The organism is Novosphingobium sp. (assembly GCF_025351285.1).
In the GTDB taxonomy this organism is placed as follows: Bacteria; Pseudomonadota; Alphaproteobacteria; order Sphingomonadales; family Sphingomonadaceae; genus Novosphingobium.
In genome coordinates this window covers 13,532-34,090 of record NZ_JANXWG010000018.1, presented here as the reverse complement: position 1 = coordinate 34,090, position 20,559 = coordinate 13,532, and the positions used below count along the sequence as shown (strand labels likewise).

General features: G+C 64.2%; 22 protein-coding genes. 15 read left to right on the top strand and 7 right to left on the bottom strand.

Annotated elements, in window-relative coordinates; genetic code table 11:
* Window positions 1-302 precede the first annotated feature (302 nt).
* Window positions 303-1,106, top strand: a complete 804-nt coding sequence (locus Q0R16_RS02380) for a response regulator (protein ID WP_295631427.1) — start codon at window positions 303-305, stop codon at window positions 1,104-1,106.
* A 71-nt stretch (window positions 1,107-1,177) separates the two neighbouring features.
* On the opposite strand, the gene Q0R16_RS02375 is transcribed toward Q0R16_RS02380, so the two are convergent.
* The gene (locus Q0R16_RS02375; protein WP_295631425.1) at window positions 1,178-2,872 is read right to left on the bottom strand and encodes a CHASE domain-containing protein; all 1,695 of its coding nucleotides are present in this window, start codon (window positions 2,870-2,872) and stop codon (window positions 1,178-1,180) included.
* Window positions 2,873-3,139: 267 nt separating this feature from the next.
* Here Q0R16_RS02375 and Q0R16_RS02370 point away from each other — a divergent pair, with 267 nt between their 5' ends.
* The 3 genes from Q0R16_RS02370 (at window position 3,140) to Q0R16_RS02360 (ending at window position 4,295) form a co-directional block, all read left to right on the top strand.
* Entirely contained in the window at window positions 3,140-3,400 is a 261-nt protein-coding gene (locus Q0R16_RS02370) for a NepR family anti-sigma factor (protein WP_295631423.1), read from the top strand.
* Entirely contained in the window at window positions 3,393-4,010 is a 618-nt protein-coding gene (locus tag Q0R16_RS02365; protein ID WP_295631422.1) for a sigma-70 family RNA polymerase sigma factor, read from the top strand. The genes Q0R16_RS02370 and Q0R16_RS02365 overlap by 8 nt, the downstream gene beginning before the upstream one ends.
* Before the next feature lie 72 nt (window positions 4,011-4,082).
* Window positions 4,083-4,295, top strand: a complete 213-nt coding sequence (locus Q0R16_RS02360; protein ID WP_295631421.1) for a hypothetical protein — start codon at window positions 4,083-4,085, stop codon at window positions 4,293-4,295.
* A gap of 81 nt (window positions 4,296-4,376) precedes the next feature.
* Here Q0R16_RS02360 and Q0R16_RS02355 read toward each other — a convergent pair whose 3' ends face one another.
* Together Q0R16_RS02355 and Q0R16_RS02350 are read right to left on the bottom strand one after the other, a co-directional pair.
* On the bottom strand, window positions 4,377-5,009 hold the full coding sequence (locus tag Q0R16_RS02355; RefSeq protein ID WP_295631420.1) for a superoxide dismutase: 633 nt from the start codon (window positions 5,007-5,009) through the stop codon (window positions 4,377-4,379).
* Window positions 5,010-5,118: 109 nt separating this feature from the next.
* Window positions 5,119-6,423: a cation:dicarboxylase symporter family transporter gene (locus tag Q0R16_RS02350; RefSeq protein ID WP_295631418.1), complete on the bottom strand. Its 1,305-nt coding sequence runs from the start codon at window positions 6,421-6,423 to the stop codon at window positions 5,119-5,121.
* 80 nt (window positions 6,424-6,503) lie between these two features.
* Here Q0R16_RS02350 and glmM point away from each other — a divergent pair, with 80 nt between their 5' ends.
* The 3 genes from glmM to thiD all read left to right on the top strand — a co-directional run bounded on the left by glmM (window position 6,504) and on the right by thiD (window position 8,979).
* Window positions 6,504-7,853 carry a phosphoglucosamine mutase gene (glmM, locus tag Q0R16_RS02345; RefSeq protein ID WP_295631415.1) on the top strand — a complete coding sequence of 450 codons (1,350 nt, stop codon included), beginning with the start codon at window positions 6,504-6,506 and terminating at the stop codon, window positions 7,851-7,853.
* Between the two features lie 134 nt (window positions 7,854-7,987).
* Complete coding sequence (locus Q0R16_RS02340) at window positions 7,988-8,215, top strand: DUF1272 domain-containing protein (protein ID WP_295631413.1); 228 nt, start codon at window positions 7,988-7,990, stop codon at window positions 8,213-8,215.
* Window positions 8,212-8,979: a bifunctional hydroxymethylpyrimidine kinase/phosphomethylpyrimidine kinase gene (gene thiD, locus Q0R16_RS02335; RefSeq protein ID WP_295631411.1), complete on the top strand. Its 768-nt coding sequence runs from the start codon at window positions 8,212-8,214 to the stop codon at window positions 8,977-8,979. The genes Q0R16_RS02340 and thiD overlap by 4 nt, the downstream gene beginning before the upstream one ends.
* A gap of 152 nt (window positions 8,980-9,131) precedes the next feature.
* On the opposite strand, the gene Q0R16_RS02330 is transcribed toward thiD, so the two are convergent.
* The 3 genes from Q0R16_RS02330 to Q0R16_RS02320 form a co-directional block, all read right to left on the bottom strand.
* Window positions 9,132-9,404 carry a hypothetical protein gene (locus Q0R16_RS02330; protein ID WP_295631410.1) on the bottom strand — a complete coding sequence of 91 codons (273 nt, stop codon included), beginning with the start codon at window positions 9,402-9,404 and terminating at the stop codon, window positions 9,132-9,134.
* Window positions 9,405-9,459: 55 nt separating this feature from the next.
* Window positions 9,460-10,506 carry a M4 family metallopeptidase gene (locus Q0R16_RS02325; protein ID WP_295631408.1) on the bottom strand — a complete coding sequence of 349 codons (1,047 nt, stop codon included), beginning with the start codon at window positions 10,504-10,506 and terminating at the stop codon, window positions 9,460-9,462.
* A 406-nt stretch (window positions 10,507-10,912) separates the two neighbouring features.
* Window positions 10,913-11,773 carry an LOG family protein gene (locus tag Q0R16_RS02320; RefSeq protein ID WP_295631406.1) on the bottom strand — a complete coding sequence of 287 codons (861 nt, stop codon included), beginning with the start codon at window positions 11,771-11,773 and terminating at the stop codon, window positions 10,913-10,915.
* A gap of 669 nt (window positions 11,774-12,442) precedes the next feature.
* Between Q0R16_RS02320 and Q0R16_RS02315 the strand changes: the two genes are divergently transcribed.
* The 8 genes from Q0R16_RS02315 to Q0R16_RS02280 all read left to right on the top strand — a co-directional run bounded on the left by Q0R16_RS02315 (window position 12,443) and on the right by Q0R16_RS02280 (window position 19,965).
* Complete coding sequence (locus tag Q0R16_RS02315) at window positions 12,443-12,985, top strand: hypothetical protein (RefSeq protein WP_295631404.1); 543 nt, start codon at window positions 12,443-12,445, stop codon at window positions 12,983-12,985.
* Between the two features lie 11 nt (window positions 12,986-12,996).
* Window positions 12,997-13,617 carry a hypothetical protein gene (locus Q0R16_RS02310; protein WP_295631402.1) on the top strand — a complete coding sequence of 207 codons (621 nt, stop codon included), beginning with the start codon at window positions 12,997-12,999 and terminating at the stop codon, window positions 13,615-13,617.
* Between the two features lie 87 nt (window positions 13,618-13,704).
* Entirely contained in the window at window positions 13,705-14,313 is a 609-nt protein-coding gene (locus tag Q0R16_RS02305) for a hypothetical protein (RefSeq protein ID WP_295631400.1), read from the top strand.
* A gap of 44 nt (window positions 14,314-14,357) precedes the next feature.
* Window positions 14,358-14,975: a hypothetical protein gene (locus Q0R16_RS02300; RefSeq protein ID WP_295631398.1), complete on the top strand. Its 618-nt coding sequence runs from the start codon at window positions 14,358-14,360 to the stop codon at window positions 14,973-14,975.
* A complete protein-coding gene (locus Q0R16_RS02295) occupies window positions 14,975-15,544 on the top strand; it encodes a hypothetical protein (protein WP_295631396.1) in 570 nt (189 codons plus the stop codon). Before Q0R16_RS02300 ends, Q0R16_RS02295 begins: the two co-directional genes overlap by 1 nt.
* Window positions 15,545-15,583: 39 nt before the next feature.
* A complete protein-coding gene (locus Q0R16_RS02290; protein ID WP_295631394.1) occupies window positions 15,584-16,339 on the top strand; it encodes a fimbria/pilus periplasmic chaperone in 756 nt (251 codons plus the stop codon).
* A gap of 45 nt (window positions 16,340-16,384) precedes the next feature.
* Window positions 16,385-18,868 carry a fimbrial biogenesis outer membrane usher protein gene (locus tag Q0R16_RS02285; RefSeq protein WP_295631392.1) on the top strand — a complete coding sequence of 828 codons (2,484 nt, stop codon included), beginning with the start codon at window positions 16,385-16,387 and terminating at the stop codon, window positions 18,866-18,868.
* Window positions 18,869-18,870: 2 nt separating this feature from the next.
* A complete protein-coding gene (locus Q0R16_RS02280; protein ID WP_295631390.1) occupies window positions 18,871-19,965 on the top strand; it encodes a hypothetical protein in 1,095 nt (364 codons plus the stop codon).
* On the opposite strand, the gene Q0R16_RS02275 is transcribed toward Q0R16_RS02280, so the two are convergent.
* Complete coding sequence (locus tag Q0R16_RS02275; protein WP_295631388.1) at window positions 19,962-20,396, bottom strand: hypothetical protein; 435 nt, start codon at window positions 20,394-20,396, stop codon at window positions 19,962-19,964. The two genes, Q0R16_RS02280 and Q0R16_RS02275, sit on opposite strands and share 4 nt — an antisense overlap.
* Window positions 20,397-20,559: the final 163 nt, after the last annotated feature.

The following is a 20,559-nucleotide window of genomic DNA, read 5'->3' as shown; positions in this document are numbered from 1 at the left end:
GTCGCTTTGCCCGGCCCCGACGAGTGCAAACTTGAATTGAACCAAAAAAAGGCCTTCGCCGAATGAACGGCGAAGGCCTTGGGATCGTGTCACCACCGCTTGGACGGGAGGGGGGGTCTCGGTGGTGACATGGACATAACGACCGTCCTGTAAGCCGGTTCCCGGCCCGCAAAACAATTTGAAGATTTTTTTCCGGGCCTGTTTTGAGCCCGATCCAGAGTATAATGCAAAGTGCGTAGCGCCCCGGGAACCGGAGACAGCCTCGCGCGTTTTTCGGGCGCACTTGAAGCGGAAGGGATTTCATGTCGATTGGGGCGAAAGTAGCGGGAAACCTCCCATATCTAAGGCGTTACGCGCGCGCCCTGACGGGTAATCAGGCGGCTGGTGACGCATTCGTCCGCGCCACGCTCGAGGCCGCGCTGGCCGATGACAAACTGCGCAACGCCATCGCCGAAAGCCGGGTCGCATTGTATCACGCGTTCAGCCACTTGTGGACGAGTGCCAATGTCGACACGCGCGACACTTCTGGCAACAACGGACTGTCGGGCGATCATGAAGTTGCGGCGCAGGAACGGTTGTCGCGGATCACGCCTCGCAACCGCCAGGCACTGCTGCTGACCACGCTCGAAGATTTCAGCATCGAGGACACCGCCACGATCATCGGGTCGACACCCGCCGAAGTCGAAGCGCTAGTCCACGAAGCAATCGCCGAGATCGACGACGATTCGGCCACCCGCGTACTGATCATCGAGGACGAACCGCTGATTTCGATGCAGCTAGAGGACATCGTCCGCGCGCTCGGCCACGACATCTGCGGCACCGCCGCCACCCGCACCCAGGCGCGCGAGATCATCACCCGCGAAACCCCCGGCCTCGTGCTGGCCGATATCCAGTTGGCCGATGGCAGCTCAGGGCTCGATGCAGTGGACGATATCCTGGCGATCGACGACGTGCCGGTCATCTTCATCACCGCCTATCCCGAGCGGCTGCTGACCGGCGATCGGCCCGAACCGACCTACCTGATCACCAAGCCGTTCCACGAAGCCACCGTGCGCGCGGCAATCAGCCAGGCGCTGTTCTTCGGATCGAGCCGCCCGCTGCGCTGATTGCGCGCCGACAACCAAACGCAACGGGCCGGGGAATCGCTTCCCCGGCCCGTCTTGCGTCGGCGTCTGGATTAGCCCGGCTTCTGCTCGCGCATGGCGAAATTGCCGCCCTCACGCACTGCCACCATCAGCCGGCAGCGCACGCCACCGGGCAGAAATTCCAGCTCGACCGGGTGCTTCAATTCGTGCGCCACAATCTTCTGGATCAGTTCGGTGCCGAACCCGCGCTTGCGTGATGCCACCGGATCGAGCGTCGGCCCGCCGCTTTCGGCCCAGTCGAGCTGGGCGATCTGCGCGGTCACCATACGCCAGGCAATCGACACCCGGCCCGCCTCGACGCTCAGCGCGCCGTACTTGGCGGCGTTGGTGGCCAGTTCGTGGATCGCCATCCCCAGCGACAGCGCGTCGTTGGGCGCCAGCATCACCGGATCACCCGACAGCGTCACACCACCGCTCTGATCGCGGACATAGGGCGCCATTTCGGCCTCGATCAGCGCACGGATCGACGTGCTGCCCCAATCGGATTGGGTCAGCAGATCATGCGTGGCCGAAAGCGCGCGGACCCGGCCATCGAGGCTTTGGGCAAAGCTGTCCAGATCGGTCGCTCGCCCGCGCGTAAGCGCCAGGATCGACAGCACATTGGCCAGCGTGTTCTTCACGCGATGGTTGAGTTCGCGCACCAGCGAATTGCGGATCGACGATTGCTGCTCGAACCATTCGAGCGTCGTGCGGTCTTCCGAAGCCTGCTGCGTGACCAGCCGCGCCAGCACCAGCAGCAACGTGGCCACCAGCAGCCCGAACAGCAGCGTCATCAGCGAGACCGGGCTGAACAGCGTCCCGTCGGGGATCGATACGACGAGCGTCCACGAGCGATCCGCGACCACCACGTGCCGCGTCTCGGTGCGGACCGGACCGCCTGCCAGGGCGCGCTGATAAAGCAGATTGGCCGGCGCAGCATCGCCATCGTAAAGCGCAAAGCCAACGCCGGACATCCGATCGATATCGACCGACGATGCCAGGAACGCGCGCGCATTGAACGGGGTGTAGACGAACCCGCGCAAGTGGTGCCCCATCGCAGCGGACGAATAAACCGGCATGAACAGCACGAAGCCCGGCGGCGACGTTGCTTTGTCCTCCTGAACGAGCACTATCTTGCCCGAAGCCGTTGGCCGCCCGAACTGCGCCGCGCTCATCATCGCTTCGCGCCGGACCCGCTCGCTCGCCATGTCGAAACCGATCGCGCGGTTGTTGCGGGGGGTGGCCGGGCGAAGATAGCGCACCACATAGCGATCCATACCGCCTTGCGCAGCACCATCCGGACGGATCGCAAAGCCTGGAACACCGCTTGCGCGCACTTCGGCTGCGAACGCGGACTCTTGCCCCGGATCGACCCGCGCCACCCACCCGATGCCCTCTGCACCCGAAGCGCGGCCTTCCTGGCCAAGCTGGTCGATGAACAGGCCGAACGTGGCCGGATCGAACTTCGTTTGCGTGGCAATCAGCGCGGCGCCCGCGCGCAACGACATGGCGCTCGAACCCGCCCGGCGTTCGATCGCCGAAGAAATGCTCGCCGTGGTCTGCGAAAGCTGGGCCGCTTCCCGCCCGTCTTCGGCATGTTCGACCGCGGCCACGCTGATCGCGGTTACACCCAGGGTGAGCGCGAACACGCCCACCGGCAACGCGCGCGGATAGCGTTCGTACCAGCGATGCGGATGCTCGCCAGACGGCTTCGCGCCAAAAGAACTTGAGGCTGACGGCTTATGCACTTCAATCCCGGTCGCAGATGAATTGAGCCTTCGCACCGGCAGATCGATCCCTCTCCGCAAGGCTTGCATTGATTGGCGGCCCGAAAGCCCGAATTGCAGGCCCACCAAGGCTTGCGACGAATGTGTACAATGCGGCGTGCACGCGGGCACGGTTATTCCGCATAAGGGGGGAACCACGAAGCGGCTGTTTCGTTCCTATGCCGGATATCCGAACACGTCGTGTCACCACCGCAACACGACTGCCGGATTCCGGGGCAAGGATTCTGGTTGCCCGACCCTGTCAACAAGGGCAATCCCGAGGATGCGGCGTTGTACGACCGACAGGCAAAGCAGGGAGCGTATTGCGGCATCATGGACGAGGAAAAAGTGACTCCACCCAACATCAAAAAGAACGCAGGCGGCGGGGGGCCGCAAGCGCCCGACTGGACCAGCGGACTGCGCCAGTTGTACAATTCGGTGGTCGAGGAACCCTTGCCGGATTCCTTCGCCAAGCTGCTCGAACAGTTGGATTCAGCGTCTGATGTCTGAGTCCGAAACTGTTCCGGTGACGCCGAAGCCTGTTACGGCGGCTGCGGCAGCCGAATTCAAGCGCGAGCTGACTGCGGTCATCCCGCACTTGCGCGCTTTTGCACGCGGCCTGTGCGGTCGGCCCGATATGGCCGACGATCTCGTTCAGGAAGCCCTGCTGAAGGCATGGGCGGCACAAGCACGCTTCGAACCCGGTACATCGATGCGCGCGTGGACCTTCGTGATCCTGCGCAATGCCTACCTCACCGACATGCGCCGCAACCGCTTTCGTGGCGATTACGATGAAACCGTGGCTGAACGCATTCTGGTGGCACCGGCCGCGCAGGAAGGGCCGCTGCACTTGTCGGACATGCACCGTGCGCTGCTGCAACTTCCGCCCGAACGGCGCGAGGCGCTGCTGCTCGTCGGTGCCGGCGGGTTCAGCTACGAAGAAGCCGCGCAGATCTGCGATTGCGCAGTGGGCACGATCAAAAGCCGCGTGGGCCGGGCCCGCGCGACGTTGAGCGCGATGATCGAAAGCGGCAACCTGCCACGCCGCAGCACCGACGATGCGGTCGCGCAGGATGCGATCATGCTCGAACTCGACCGGACGGTCCAATCGGCCAAGTAGGCCGGCCGACTTTGCGGGAACGTGTTTTCCTGACGTCGGTTAGAGTCCTGACATCCTTGAAGGAGACAGGCGATGACCGATAAAAACCAACATGGTGAAGGCAGCTACGAGGGCACCCGCGAATACGACGAGCGGACCAAGGAATTTCTCGACAAGAAGGGCAAGGACATGCCGCAGCTCGCGCGCGATGCCGCCGATGCGCTCGACGGTCCCGAAGGCGACGCGCTGCGCAAGGCCGAAGAAGAAGCCAAGGACCACGGCGGCGAAACGCACGGCCAAAGCTGACAGCGCGCAACCATTTTGAAGCTTCAAACGAAAAGGGCCGACACCGCAAGGTGCCGGCCCTTTTCACGTTCTTCAGCCCGTTCAGGCCGAAGTGAGTTGCATCGCAGGATAAGTCCAGGTGCCCGAAGCCTCGAAATTGCGCGAAGCGAAGTCCCAAGCCAGATGGTCGGCGATCACCTGCTTGAGGTAATCGGGCCGCACGTTCTTGTGATCGAGGTAGTAGGCGTGCTCCCACAAGTCGATCACCAGCAGCGGGCGCGCTTCAGTGTCCGCGAAGGTTTCGGCATCGTGCGTCTGCTCGACCGCCAGCGCATTCCCGCGCGCGACCAGCCATACCCAACCCGAAGCGAAGTGCGCAGTGCCCTGCTTGGCCAGTTCCTTGCCCAAGCCTTCGATCGAACCGAACGCCTGCCCGATTGCATCGGCCAGCGCAGCCGATGGCGCCTGTTTCGCCGGGCTCAGGCTTTGCCAGTAGAAGCCGTGGTTCCAGGCCTGCGCAGCGTTGTTGAACAGCGGCTTGTCGCCCTTGTCGCGCGCGGCCCTGATGATGTCCTCGAGCGAGGCGCTCGCCAGCGGGCCGTCCTTCACCGCATCGTTGGTCTTGTCGACATAGGCCTTGTGGTGCTTGCCATGGTGCGTTTGCAGCGTGGTGGCCGAGATCGCGGGGGCGAGCGCGTCCTCGGGATAAGGCAGGGCGGGAAGCGTGATGGCCATGATCGAAGTCCTTTGATCGGGGGGAAGCCGTGGGCCACTGATGGGGCCCTGCTGTTCGAACGATCTGCACCGCCGGCGGTTTCCGTCGCGCCTGACGATTGGTCGCGCGTCAGGCCCGGCCCGCGCGATCCTCGCTCCGATCGACCGCCGCAGTTGCGGCCACGTCCATGGTCACGTTGCCAAGCGTGCGCATCAGGTCGGGCAGCACCTCGACTGCAACGAGCAGCGCCAGCGGGCTGACCGGAACCCCCATCGCGATCGCGATCGGCCCGACCGAGGCGATGAAGCTGATCGTGCCTGGCAGGCTGACCGACGACAGCGACACCAGGATCGCCATGACCCAGCCCGAAACCATCGCCTCCGGGGTCATCGTCACGCCGTACCATTTGGCGACGTAGATCACGACCGCCAGGTTCATCGCCGGGCTGGTCGCGCGGAACAGCGAAACCGCCAGCGGCATCACGAATTCCGAAGTCGTGTCGCGCACCCCCAGCCGCTTGCATGCGCCAAGCATGGCGGGCAGCGAAGCCAGCGAGGACTGCGTCGAAAACGCGAATATCTGCACCGGGATCAGCGCGCGGGCAAAGGCGCCCAGCCTTTGCCGTGCCACCAGCACGGCAAAGGCATAGCCGGCCAGCAGGATCACCGTGCCGGTAAGCGCCACGATCAGCACATAGTGGATCAGCGCGCCGATCGCACCCGCGCCGGTTTTCGCCGCCACCGTCAGTCCCAGCGCGAACACGCCGAGCGGCGCGATCGCCAGAACCCAGCCGATCACCACCAGCATGGCCGAGGCGATTGCCGCGAAGAAGGTGGAGAGCAAGTCGCGCTGCGGCGCGGGCAGCCGCGTCGTGGCGATCGCGAACACCGCCATGAACAGGATCAGCGGCAGCATGCGATCGTTGGCCGCGGCATCGATCACGTTGGTCGGCACGATCGACTTGAGGTATTCGGCGAGGCCGGGCACCGCGTTCGCGGCGGGCGTGGCTGCGGCGGACAGGCTGCCCCGCAGCGCTTCGGCATTGCCCGGGATCGGCAACAGCGCCAGCAGCGCCGGGGTCACGATCAACGCCGCCAGCGCGCTGAAGCCCAGGAATGCCAGGAAATAGCCCAAACTGCGCCGCGCCATGGCGCCTGCGCTGGCGGTCGCCACGGTCTGCACCACGCCGGTGAACAGCAGCGCGGCCACCAGCGGCACGATCGTAGCCTGCAAGGCGCGCAGCCACAATTCGCCGATCGGCTGGACGATGCCCAGCACCGTGGGCATCGCGCCCGGCGACCAGAATGCCAGCAGCAGCCCGCCCAGCAAGCCCCCCGCCAGCGCGCCGAAAGTCCAGCCCGCAGGGACCTGGGCAATGGCGGGCAACAACGGAGCCGCGTCAGCAGCAGGCGGATCGTTCAAATCTTGGTTCATGCGCTGGTGACAATAATCGTATAGGACGCCACTGCAACAGCAACGCAACCGCAATGCATTTGGGAAGCACCAGGCACGCAATGGCACGCAAGTTTTTCGGCACAGACGGCATCCGGGGCCGCACCAACGCCGGCGTGATGACCGCCGCCACCGCGATGAAAGTCGGCCAGGCGGCCGGCGCGTTCTTCCTGCGCGGAGATCACCGCCACCGCGTGGTCATCGGCAAGGACACGCGGCTTTCGGGCTACATGATGGAAAGCGCGATGGTCGCGGGCTTCACTTCGGTGGGGATGGACGTGGTCCTGCTCGGCCCGATGCCCACCCCGGCGGTGGCGATGCTGACGCGGTCGATGCGCGCCGATCTGGGCGTGATGATCTCGGCCAGCCACAACCCGTTCGAGGACAACGGCATCAAGTTGTTCGGGCCCGACGGCTACAAGCTGTCGGATGAAGACGAACTGGCGATCGAGGCGCTGCTGGCAACCGAAATCCCGCTGGCCGACGCCAGCGAAGTCGGCCGTGCGCGCCGCATCGAAGACGCGCGCGGGCGCTACATCCACGCGATCAAGGCGAGCCTGCCCGACAACGTGCGGCTCGATGGCTTGCGCATCGTGGTCGATTGCGCGAACGGCGCGGCGTACAACGTCGCGCCCTCGGTGCTGTGGGAACTGGGCGCCGAAGTGATCGCGATCGGGGTCGAACCCAACGGCCGCAACATCAATCTCAACGTCGGCTCCACCTCGCTCCAGGCGCTCAAGGACAAGGTCCGCGAAGTGCGCGCCGATATCGGCATCGCATTGGATGGCGATGCCGACCGGCTGATCGTGGTCGATGAAAAATCGCAAGCCGTCGACGGCGACCAGATCATGGCGCTGATCGGCAGCCAATTGCACCGCCAGGGCAAGCTGACCGGCGGCGGTGTGGTGGCGACGGTGATGTCCAACCTCGGCCTCGAACGGTATCTGCAAGCGCTGGGCCTGACGCTGGAACGTACGTCGGTGGGCGACCGCTATGTGCTCGAACGCATGCGCGAAGGCGGGTTCAACCTGGGCGGCGAGCAATCGGGCCACATGATCCTGGCCGATCACGCAACAACGGGTGACGGCACGATTGCCGCGCTGCAAGTGCTCGCCGCATTGGTCGATAGCGGCAAACCCGCGAGCGAGTTGCTCCACCAGTTCGATCCAGTGCCGCAACTGCTCAAGAACGTGCGCTTCGACGCCAAGGCATCCGGGGGCAAGCCGCTCGACAAGCAGGCGGTCAAGGACGTGATCGCGCACGCCGAGGCGCAATTGACCGGGCGCGGACGGCTGGTGATCCGCCCATCGGGCACCGAACCCGTGATCCGCGTGATGGCCGAAGGTGACGATGCCGCCGAAGTCGAACAAGTGGTCGACACGATCTGCGACGCGGTGCGCAAGGCGGCTTGAACACCACCCTGTTTCCGTTCGTCCTGAGCTTGTCGAAGGACTGGTTTTCTTGTTGAGCCCAGACTCGCGCCGCGCACAAAGAAGTGCAGCGCTTTGACAAGCTCAGCGCGAACGGGTTTTGGTTAGGACAACAGATGCTCGAAATGCGCCCCGATTGCGAACGCTGCGGCACCGACCTCCCCGCCGAGGCCTCGGGCGCGTTCATCTGTTCGTTCGAATGCACCTTCTGCGCCGAATGCGCCGAAGCGCTCGACGATTTGTGCCCCAACTGCGGCGGCGAATTGCTCGACCGACCGACCCGTGCGAAAAAGCACCATGCCAAGGCGGCGCCCTCGACCGAACGGCGGTTCAAGGCCGCATGAGCCGTCCCGCTCGCGTCCTCAGCATCGCCGGATCGGATAGCTCTGGCGGCGCGGGTATCCAGGCCGATATCAAGACGATCACCATGATGGGCGGCTACGCGATGACCGCGATCACCGCCGTCACCGCGCAGGACAGCACCGGGGTCCACGCGGCGATGGTGCTCGATCCTGCGCTGGTAGCGGCGCAGATCGATGCGTGCATTGCCGACATCGGCGTCGATGCAATCAAGATCGGGATGCTCGGCTCGGCTGCGATTGCCGCGCTTGTTGCGGACCGGATCGAGCAGGCGCGCGTGCCGGTGGTGTTCGATCCGGTGATGATGGCCACCTCGGGCGCAGCACTCGCTGACCCTGCCACCATTGCCGCGTTCGACCGCCTGATGACGCTGGCCACGCTGGTCACGCCCAATGTTGTTGAACTGGCCGCGCTGGGCGGTGCCGAAGCGCTCGCCGCGCGCGGGATCACCTTCCTGGCCAAAGGCGGCGATGCGCCCGGCGAGATCGTGACCGACCACCTCCACATGCCCGGCCAACCGGTGCAAAGCTGGAGCGCCCCGCGCATTGCCACGCGCCACAGCCACGGCACCGGCTGCACGCTTTCGAGCGCGATCGCCTGCCTGCTCGGCCAGGGTCTGCCGCTGCCTACAGCCATCGCGCGTGCGCGCGCCTTCGTCCGCGCGGCGCTCGAAGCGGCGCCCGGGTTCGGCCAGGGCAGTGGCCCGCTCGGCCACCACGCGGTGACCGCAGCGCAGTGGCGCGACTGAACGAAGCGCCCAAAGGTCAGGGGCATTGTCCCGGACGGGGGGGCGTGTCCTGAACAATGCCCCTCGCCGGCAGCCCCGGCTCGATATCGTACCGGGCCCGGGGCTATCGGGCGGCGATTGTGGGCCGGGTGCCGGGTTCCAACGGCGGATCTCTAGTCCAAAGTCGTCTTCACGCGCGCCAGCAGCGCTGCCGGCACAGCTTCGCGCAACGCGTCGACGGCTTCGGTGCCGGCCGGCCCGCTGCGAGACAAGCGATAGTACAAGTTCGCGTTGACGGGCCTTTTTGCCGCAAACAAGGTGTCGATCGTCGCACGATCGGCCTGGGACAACGCGTCCCAGGCCATCTCGCCGCGGGTGTGGACGTGTCCGCCGGGCATTCCTGCACCGACGAACCCGCCCTTTTCCTCGATCGTCACCACGCCCATGCCTTTCGCCTCCGCTGTCTGGATTGCATGTTCGTGGGTTCCACCATGCGAGCCGCTACAGCCCCACACCAGTCCAGGCATTATGAACGGCAGTATGGACCGCAGGTTCCGCCGGAAACATCGATGTGGATAGCGCACGGGTTCTGCTCGCAAATTGAGACATGGTCATGTTCGGGCTCGGTCCGAAGCCGGTCAGCGCCTTGTACCAGACCTGGCCGGCCTTTTCCCAACTGTGCCCGCCGATCGCCTTGGCGGCGTTGGTGAAGGCCAGATTGGGCACCCCGCTGGAGTAATGCGGATCGAGGTTGCCGATGCCGGGGTAATAGTGATCGGGCTGCGCTGCCAACGCGTGCGCGGCCTTGGGCGCCGCCATGTCGCGCAGGCAGGTATAGCCCTTGCCCTTGGACACCGGCCCCATGATGTCGGCACCGATCAGCCAATCGGCCGTGGCTGTGGTCTGGCTCTTTTCCCACTGGCGGAACATCGATCCGAACACGTCGGACATGCTTTCGTTGAGCCCGCCGGCCTCGCCCGAATAGACCAGCCCCAGGCTGTGCTGGGTGACGCCATGGGTCAGTTCGTGCCCGATCACGTCATCGCCCAGCGTGAAATCGAGGAACACCTGGCCATCGCCATCGCCGTACGTCATCTGCGCGCCGTTCCAGAAGGCGTTGTTGTATTTCACGCCATAGTGGACCGACGAGATCAGCGTCATGTGATGACCGTCGATCGAATCGCGCTTGAACACGTTCCAGTAGAACCGCGCGACGCTTTCTTCCTCGACATAGGCGCGCTTGATTGTGGGATCGGCCGATGCGCCGGGGTTGGCGACCGCGGCGCCCGGCAGCGTGGTGCCGTGATGGCAATCGAACACCTGGCCCACCGGCAGCCGGTGCGGCAGCGGAAACGGAAACGGTGGGCGTGGGAACGGCAGGCTGATCGCGGTCATCGTCAGCGCGTTGTTGCGGTCGCGCACTGAACGCATGCCCCGGCTAAGCGCCGCGCTGTGGTGGAAGTTCTGCCGCACTTCGTCGGACAATTGAGGATCGGAAGCGAAGCGTTCGAGCACATCGTCGGGGATAATAAAGCAGTTGCAGGTCATTGTATGGTCCCTCTCGCGTAAGTTTGATTGCAATAAATTAACTAACAAAGCTGATACCTTTTTTGCAATTTATCGCTGGCAATGCTTGCGCGACCTCAATCCCTAGCTGAATGATTCGATCAGACCTTGGGGACTTGAGTAAATTACTCCCGCTTCGTGGCGATTCGATTGTATGGATTCTACATTTTTTACGGACAACTGGCACGATGAATGACATTTTCGCGCGATAACACGGAAATGGTCTGATTTTATTCGGCAATTACAATTGAGTTTAGGAATAGACCGGGCAGCAGGCCGCACAAATCCAGCCGCGCCCCATCGACGAAGCGAGCGATGAATGCGATGGAACGCCGCGCGGCCGGCCCGAATCCGACGTCAGGACAAGTTTTAAACCCGGATCGGACGATCAATCCAGCTTGTAGAACTCGGTGATGTGCGCCCAGGCTTCCTCGGCCGTTTCGGTCCAGTGGAACAGATTCAGATCGGTGTGGTTGACCACGCCTTCATCGGCCAGCGCCTGAAAATTGATCACCTTGTCCCAGAATTCCTTGCCGAACAGCAGGATCGGGATCGGCTTCATCTTGCCGGTCTGGATCAGGGTGAGCAGTTCCATGAACTCGTCGAGCGTGCCGAACCCACCCGGGAACACCGCCACCGCGCGGGCACGGAGCAGGAAGTGCATCTTGCGCAGCGCGAAATAGTGGAACTGGAACGCCAGCCGCGGAGTCACGAATTCGTTGGGCGCCTGTTCGTGCGGCAACACGATGTTGAGCCCGATCGATTCCGCCCCGGCATCGCGCGCACCGCGGTTGGCCGCTTCCATGATCGATGGTCCGCCACCCGAGCAGATCACGAATTGGCGCATGCCCTTTTCCACGATCGCGCAATTGCTGGCGATCTCGGCCAGCTTGCGCGCTTCTGCGTAATACTTCGATTTGGCGGCCAGCCGCTCGACCACTTCCTTGCGTTCGGGCGGGGCGGCGGCGATCATCGCCTCGGCCGCTTCGGGCGAAGGTATCCGCGCCGAGCCGTAGCACACCAGCGTGGAGCCGATGCCGGCCTCCTCAAGCAGCATCTCGGTTTTCAGCAGTTCGAGCTGAAAGCGCACCGGGCGCAATTCCTCGCGCAGCAGGAAATCGGTGTCGCGGAAGGCCAGCATGTAGGATGCGCTCTGCGTCTGCGGCGTATCCTTGGGATGCGCCTCGTCGAACACGGCTTCCTGTTCGGCCTTGTAGAATTTGCGGGTCGAGAGGTCTTTTTCAGTCATCGCGGGTGAATTTGCGCTCCATTGGATAGGTTGGACCCCAAGACATTGTGCTTACGCCAGGTCCGGTCCCGAGAAGAGGTCCGGTCCCGAGAAGGTGACACTGCGCGACCGCGAGTGCCTCCGACAATGCCGGCCGCAACCAGCGGTTCCGCAGGCCGATCGAACTTCCCGGTCGTGCATCCCTGATTGGCCCCGATGCAGGCGCGTTGCAACCCCGCTGCTGCAGGCCTCCTGTGGCGGGCGCAGACAATCTTGCACCGATTCGCAAGGCACGACTGGGCGTTTCAAAGCGCCTCGACCGGATGGCATGGCACTGCGTAACTATACGCATCGATAAAATTGGCAGAAACCCCCTCCATTTTGCATCGAATAAGCACGCAAAAATGGCATTTTTTAACTGTCAACAGCAATCGCGACGCTTATCGCGCATTCTCCCCTTAAACTACATGCCGCAAAGCAATTAACCAGCTCGTCTGGTCTGGCGAAAGAACCAACTTTCATCTGTGTGGCGTCATTTGCGATTGCAGTGCTGCTGTCTGACCCTGAACGCGGTTGCTCAAACAGGATTGCACGGCATTGAATCATACAAAAACCTTGTTGTTGCATCTATCAGCGCTGCTGGCTGCTGTTTTTGGCTGTTTCTGCTCTATTTCGGCCAAAGCACAGGCGATGACGGCCACTTACGAAGGATCACCGGCCTTCGTATCGTTCGCGATCCCGGTATCCGCATCGGTCAGCGCGCGCTGCGGTTTTGCCGCCGGTGCCGCGCCAGCCGGAACTTTCGACGCCGGCGCGATCGACCGTATGGGATGGTCGAACGATTTCGCCTTCACACTTGACTGCAACGGCCCCTCGCGCATTGCGATCGCATCGCGCAATTTCGGGCTCAAGACCGATCTGCCGCAGGCGGCGCCAGGTTACGCCAGCCTTGCACCCTATACGGTCTCGGTCAGCATCGCGCTGACCACGGGAACCAGTGAAGCATCGTGCCCCGCCGCGCAATTGGTGGCGCCAACGGGTGCAAGCTCCGGTTCGGGCTGTGTGCTTGCGGGCACTGCATCGGCCACAGAAGGAATGCTGATACCGGCGGCCACATCCGGTCAGCCCGGATCGTTCATGCGTGTCAGCGCCCCGCCATATGCGGGCACGAATATACTGGTTGCGGGCGCATACGCCGACACGCTCACCGTTACGGTCGCGCCATCTTCGTGACAAGGCACCTCATGACAGCGCGACTCGTAACAGTCCGGCAAGTCTGGCTGGCGCTGGCCGCCGCAATGGCAACGCTGGCGCAACCGGCTGGCGCGCAAATCACCAAGAGTGCGCAAAGTACTACCGGCACCGTCAACCTGACCGGTAGCGTGGCGTCGCGTTGCGGCGTTGCGGCATCGGGCAGCGGCACGAGCCTGGATCAGACGGTTGCGCTGGGCGAACTGGCCGCCGCCAATGGCACCTTGCGCTCTGGCATCGAAGGCCAGTTCGCCAACGCCGTCGCGGCAATCAGCGTGGTGTGCAACACTGCGGCGCCTACCGTCAGCATCAGCGCGTCACCCTTGTCGGCGCAGACCAACACCGGCACCCCGCCCGCCGGCTTTGCCAACGCGGTCGCCTTTACCGCAACGGTGTCTTTCCTCACCACCGCATCGGCGCCGGTGGTGCTCTCCACCGCCAGCGGGTCAAGCGCCTCGCACACGCTGTCCGCTGGCGAAGGCCGCATCGCCAACAGCCCGGGCAACGTCGTGCTGACCGCATCAGCTTTCCACACGGCCGGCGCTGCCGACATCCTTGTCGCTGACGCCAGCTACAAGGGCAGCATCGCCGTCACCATCGCTCCGGGTGCCTGATGGCGCGCGCCGCTTGCCCAAGTCCATGACATTCGAATGACCATGCCTTCCCCAATCACCCGAACCGCCCCCAACCGGAGACTTGCCATGCTTCATCGATCCCTTGCTTCTGCCGCCCTGATTGCCGCGCTTGCGGTCCAGGCGGCACCCGCAATTGCCCAGACGGTCCCGATCAAAACGCCATCGGGCACGCCGACCCCGGCAGCATCGGCGGTGGCAACCCAAACCCTCAACGTGATCGGCAGCGTTCCCACGCAATGCGTCGGCGGCACGATCACCGGCGGCAGCGCCACGTTCGATCTCGGCGTGTTGACCGACACCACCACCGGCCTGCTGCGCACCGATCTTGCCGCCCCTGCCCGCGTGCTGACCGGATCATTCTGCACGTCGCGCAGCACGATCACCGTCGCTGCCAGCCCGATTGCCGCGCAAACCTTCACCGCCACCGCCCCCACCGGTTTTGCGCGCACGGTCGACTACACCGCCACGGCTTCGGGTTGGACCACCACGCCGGCCAGCTTCGGCACCGCCGCCGCGACCAACCCTGCCGCCACGCAGACCCGCAACACAGCCTTTACCGGCGACATCACCGTGGGCATCGGAAGCTTCGCAACCACGGGCGGCAGCAGTCTGCGGTTGGTGGCGGATACCAACTACAGCGGCACCGTAACCGTCACGCTGACGGCAACCAACTGATCGTGCCGCATTTCCAGCAAGACCGCTCACGCAATCATCGGCGCGTGCTGCGCCGGGTTGCGTTCGCGGTGCTGCTGGCCCCGCCTGGCACATCGGCGGTCTCCCAGTCGGCGGTCGCCCAATCGGCAGTTGCACCGTCCGCTATTGCGGCGCGCACGCTGACGGTCACGGGCAATGCGCCGCAAGTCTGCGCGATGCAGACCGGGCGCATCCAGACCGGCAGTCTCACCAATGTCAGCGGGATCGACGGTGATACCTTGCGCATCGTCGAACTGGCCGATCCGCAGACGCTCGCCGCCCGCGCATCGAGCGCGACGATCAGCTTCTCGGCGGTGTGCAATTACCCGCATAGCTTGCGCATCGAATCGCAAAACAACGGCTTGTGGCCCACCGACGGACGGACCGGGGCAGCGGCCGGCGGGTTCGCTTATGCCGTGCCTTACCAGGCGCGCCTGCAGTGGGGCGCGGCCAGCGGCGCGCTCGATGCCAACGCCAAAGTCCGTCGCACGTCAGAGCAGAGCCTGGCGGTAGATGACGCCACCGCCGGCGATGTGCAACTGCGGCTCGACATCGCCGACGGCGCCTCGAACCTCGAACAACGCGCGCCGCTGGCTGCCGGCGCTTATGGCGATACCATCCGCATCTTCCTGGAGCCGCGCTGATGCGCGGGCTCGGCATCTTCGCACTCGCCGGCATCATAGCGGCCGCGCCGGCAGCCGCGCAGGAAGTCCAGGCCAGTTTGCAGCAATTGCGCTTCGCTGGCACCACACCTTCGGCTTGCCTGCTCAGCGCCCCGGTCGTCGATACCGCAACCAATGCCAGCTTCGCGGTAACTGGGGCATCGAGCGCACAAATCGCGATCACCCAACTGGTCGACAGCCAGACCGCGGTTTCGCTCGCCAGCGCCATCGCGCTAAGCCTGCCGGTCACCTGCAACGCCTCCAACAGCGTCACCTTGCGCACCACCAACGGCGGGTTGCGGCGCGTCGGTTCGGCGGCCGTATCGGCAGCACCGGGCGGGTTCAGCGAGTTTCTCGGTTATCGGTTGGGACTCGATTGGGCGGGCCAGTCGCTCGATCAGGCCAGCACCGCCGGCCAAGCCACGATCACAGCGGCGCAGCCGAGCAAAGGCAACATCGTTCTGCGCGTGGCAACCGCGGCGGGCAGCGGGCCGCTCGTCGCCGGGCGCTACGACGATTCGATCGTGATCGAAGTCCACGCCGCCAACTGAACCCAAAGACGGCGCTGAAAGGCGATCCGGGAGAATGATGTGAAGGCCCTGTCCAGTGTTGCAATGCCGTTGTTCGGTGCTTTGGCGGGATTGCTCCCGGCCCCGGCCGCGCTGGCGATGACCGTGCAGCCGGTGGTGATAGACCTGCAGACTTCGGGCCGCGCGATGTCGCAAGTGGTTACGGTCGAGAATACGTTCGCCAACCCGCTGCCCGTCGAACTGACCATCCAGGAGCTGGAACTGACCGCCGACGGCGTCAAGCAGACTGGCAAGGACAACGGCGATCTGCTGGTATTTCCGCCGCAAGCCCTGATCCCGGCGGGCCAGACGCAAACCTTTCGCGTGCAGTACGTCGGCGATCCCGATCTCAAGCGCAGCCGGCACTATTACATCACCGTCGCGCAATTGCCGGTGAAGCTGCCGCAGGGCCAGTCGGCGATCCAGATCCTTTACAACTTCCAGGTGCTGGTCAGTGTCGAACCGCAGGGCATGAAGCCCGCGATCGCGGTGACGTCGGCCACAATCGGGCACGATGCCAAGGGCAAGCCGGTGCCCTTGCTGACGGTCGACAACACATCGGGCGCGCATGGCTATCTCGCCAACGGCCACTTGCGCATCGTCGAGAAGGACGCGAGCGGCAAGGAGGTGTTCCGCCGCACGCTGTCGGGCGCCGAAATCCAGCAAACCATGGGCTTCGGGCTGATCGGCGGCAACCAGACCCGCAAGGTCACCGTTCCGGTCGAACTGCCGCAGGACGGTGGCTCGATCGACGCGAGCTTCAGCGCGGACCGCTGAACGATGCGAAAGGGGGGAGCCAGGCACCGAAGCTTGCACCGGCTGTTGATCGGCATCAGCGGCCTGTCGCTGCTGGTGCCACTGCTGCTGCCGGGCTTGGCTCGCGCGGCCGCTGCGCCTGCATCGGGTGAGCCGTCCGGCGCACCATCGAGCCCGCCCGCACGCAGCGGACGGATCAACTCCACCGGCCGGAGCATCGCGCTGACCATCCCGGCGCGCGACGGATCGACCTATCTCGGCGACCTTGGCGTCACCATCGGCACCGATGATGCGATCTCGTTCCCGACCGATCGCGCGCTGCAACTGCTCCAGCCCACGCTCGCGCCCGACGTGTTCGAAGCATTGCGCACCAAGCTGGCGGGCAAGCCGGCGATCGGTCCCGACGAATTCGCTTCGGCGGGCATCGGCACCGTCTACGATCCGCAAAAGCTGGAACTGCGGTTCGAAATCCCGGTCGAAAGGCGCGCGTCGCGCGGCGTGTCGGTCAGCCCGATCGATCGCGCCGCCGTGGGCACGCGGCTCAAACCCGCTGCCTTCAGCGCTTATCTCAACATGCGCGGATCGCTCGACCTGGTTGAAAGCGGCCCATCGCAAGGCCTTGCCAGCCCGATCCTTCTGTTCAACGGCGCCGCGCGGATCGGGCGGGTGGTCGCGGAATCCGATGCGATCGTGTCGCCCGGCAACAGAGGCGCGGTGTTCCAGCGGCTCGGCAGCCGATTGGTCTATGATGACCTAAAAGACCTCGTCCGCGTCACGGTGGGCGATCTCCAGACGCAAGGGCGGGGCTTCCAGACCGCGCCAGATATCGCCGGCATTTCGATCATGCGATCGTACAGCGTGCTCAACCCGGGCCAGATCATCCGCCCGCGCGGCGATCAGAGCTTTCAGTTGCAGCGCGCCTCCACGGTCGAAGTGATCGTCAACGGCCAGCAGGTGCGCCGCCTGCAATTGGCACCGGGCAATTACAACTTGCGCGATTTTCCGTATGCGCAAGGCGCCAACGACATCCGGCTCAATGTGCTCGACGATACTGGGCGCAATGAAACGCTGCGCTTCAACATTTTCCTTGACCAGACGCAGCTCGCTCGGGGGCTGAGCGAATTCGGGATCTACGCCGGCGTACGCGCGCCGCTGGGTCCGCGCGGGCCGGTCTACAGCAACGATTGGGTCGCCTCTGGCTTCTACCGCCGCGGCGTGAACGACTATCTCACGCTCGGCACCAATTTCCAGGCCGACAAGATGATCCAGATGGGTGGTTTGGAGGCGGTGATCGCCACGCCTTTGGGAGCGCTGGGCGGGCAGGCCGCGTTCAGCACCACGCGCGGGATCGGTCAAGGATACGCGCTCCAGGCGACATTCCAGCGCCTGATCCAGCACCCGGGCGGTCAGGCCGACACCTTCAACCTGTTTGCCGAACGCCGCAGCCGGAAGTTTGCGCCGGTGTCGTTCGTGCTGCCCAACAACCCCTACCAATACGAAGTGGGCGGCGGGTACAGCCACGCGTTCAACGCGGCATTCTACGCCGGGTTCGACGGCCGCTATTCGCACGGGCGCGGCGCCACGCCCGATGTGCACAATTACCGCGTGTCGTCGGGATACCGCTTGTCGTCCACCGCCAGCGTGACCACCGAAGCGCGCTACAGCCGCGATTCGCTCGGCCGCCAGTTCAGCGGCTTCATCACGCTGACAATGCGGCTGGGCCGCTATTCCAGCGTGCGCACCGAATACGACACGCGCGACAACCGCACGCGTGCCTCGTTCCAGACGCTCCACGGATCGGGCGTGGGCAGCTACAACGTCAGCGCCGATTTCGAACGGTCGGATCTGGGCGGCGATGTCCAGGTCAATGCCAACTACCTCGCCAACCGCGCCGAACTGGGGCTGAGCCACTTCGGCGTGTTCAACAGCGCGTTTTCCTCCAGCCTCCAACAGCGCACCAGCTTCCGGCTGGGCACATCGATCGCGATCGCGGATGGCAGCGTGTCGGTCGGGCGCCCGATCTATGACAGCTTCGCCATCGTCAAGCCGCACCCCAGCCTGGGCCGCGCCGATATCGTAGTCGAACCCACACCATACGGCTACACCGCCAACAGCGGCGCGTTGCACGCCGCGACGATGCCGGGCCTTTCGTCCTATTCGGAACGCAACATCGCGGTCGACGTGGCCAATGCACCAGCGGGCACCGACATCGGCCAAGGCGCGTTCAAGGTCTTCCCGGCCTACCGCAGCGGCTATGTGTTCGAAGTCGGCAGCGCCAACAACGTCACTGCGCTGGGCACGATGCTGGGGCTCGATGGTCAGCCGGTGGCACTGGTTTCGGGCACCGCAATCGAAGTGAAGCACCCCGATCACCCGCCCGTCACGCTGTTCACCAACCGCATCGGTCGCTTTGGCGCGACCGGACTGGCGCCAGGGCAATGGCGGCTGGAAATGCTCGACGACGCCAAGTCGGTCTATCTGATCGACATTCCCAAGGACGCCAAGGGCGTGGTGCGGCTGGGTGAAATCAAGCCGGTGAAGGAAAATTGAGCATGGCGAACTCGCGTTGGAATGTGATGCGAACCAGCCTGCTGGGGGCCAGCATCGTGCTTTGCGGCTGGTGCGGCCCTGCGCAAGCGGCGGGCTGCGGCGTGACCGGCAGCGCCACCGCCAGCACGGCGAACTACGATCCGTTCAACCCCGCCGGCCTTGCCACCACCACGGTTACGCTCAACCTGACCAGGATCAATCCGCCGGGCATCGGCATGACCACGCGGGTCAACTTCTACCTCAAGGGCAACGATGCTAGCGCGGACGGCACGGTGATCGTGCCGATCTCTGTCAGCGGCCCGATCCAGGCGCTGGGCACCGGACGCAACGTGTTCATCAACACCAGCGCTGCCCCGCCGACGATCGCGCCCACCGTCATGACCCCAAGCGCGACTAACCCGTTCCTGCAACTGGACTTCACCGGCGGCACGGGCGCGGATAGCGCGACGGTAACGTTCCAGGTGTCGTTGCCGCCTGCGGCCAATTTCACTGCATCGACCACGCTCGGTTTCAATGCCTGGTTTGCGTGCAAGGCGACCGGCGGCAAGCTTGCTACGTTCGATCCGACAGCTACGTTCGAGCAGACCGGCACGCTGGACAATGCGCTGGCTTTTCCGATTACGGTGCTGAGCGCGCTTCAGGCGAGCTACGCGGGCAGTGCGCTCGATTTCGGCGAAGTGGGCGGGCTGTCGGTTGCGCAGGGTCAGACCGGCCCGACAACGCCCGCAGGCAATTATGTGCGCGTACAAAGCTCAGGACCTTATGCGGTGACACTCGCCTCGCAGAACGCCTTCCATCTGCTGCACCCCAGCGGCGCCGTCACCGATCCGGCCACGACGATCCGCTATCGGGTGCGGTTCCTCGGTGCAGAACGCGATAGCGGAACCAGCGCCTTGCCTGGCAGCATCGCGTTGAACCAGACTTGCGCCCGCGCGGGTGTGGGCGCCGCGTTCGAAGACCACTTGCCGGTCTCCGCCACGCTTGCAGAAGGCGGCATGGGCAAGGCCCCCTCACCGCATTACACCGACATCCTGACGGTTACCGTCACCCCGCTGGCGGCTCAGGATGTTGCGCCAACGGCTTGCGAAACACTTTAACGCGGTTCGATCCGGAAGCTCAGCGAGCCCTGGCTTGCACCCTGCAAGGCCAGTTCGTGCGTGCTGATCGCGGCCGTATCCGATTGCGTGACAATCGTGTTGCCGTCTGCGCCCAGCGGCACGGCCTTGCCGTCCACCAGCAGCGTCGCCTTGCCGAGCGAGGCCGAGTAATTGGCCACAACCACGTAGCCGTTAGGGCTGTTGCAGAATTCGTTGAGTGCACCAAGCTGCACCGTGCCGCTGCCCGGCGCGACCACGGTTGCGTCCACGCTGGCGCGGCAGATTACCGGGACAAAGCCCGAGAGGCCAATAGTGAACTGGCCGATGGTGGACTGGCCCGAGCCGAGATTGACCCCGGGCGCGACGGCCGATGCGGGTACTGCCAGTACAAGTGCAGTTGAAAGCACTGCTGATCCAAGGCGAATGTTCATCGTCAAGCTTCCCAAGAGAATTTGCCTGACTGCAGTTTGCGGCCGTTCGATCAACAACCGATCACGATGTGCGGTTAACGGCATCGTTACGATAATTTATTGCAAGATTTTGCCGATTAATCGCCGACATTCACAACAATACATTGCCGCTACGATAAGTAAT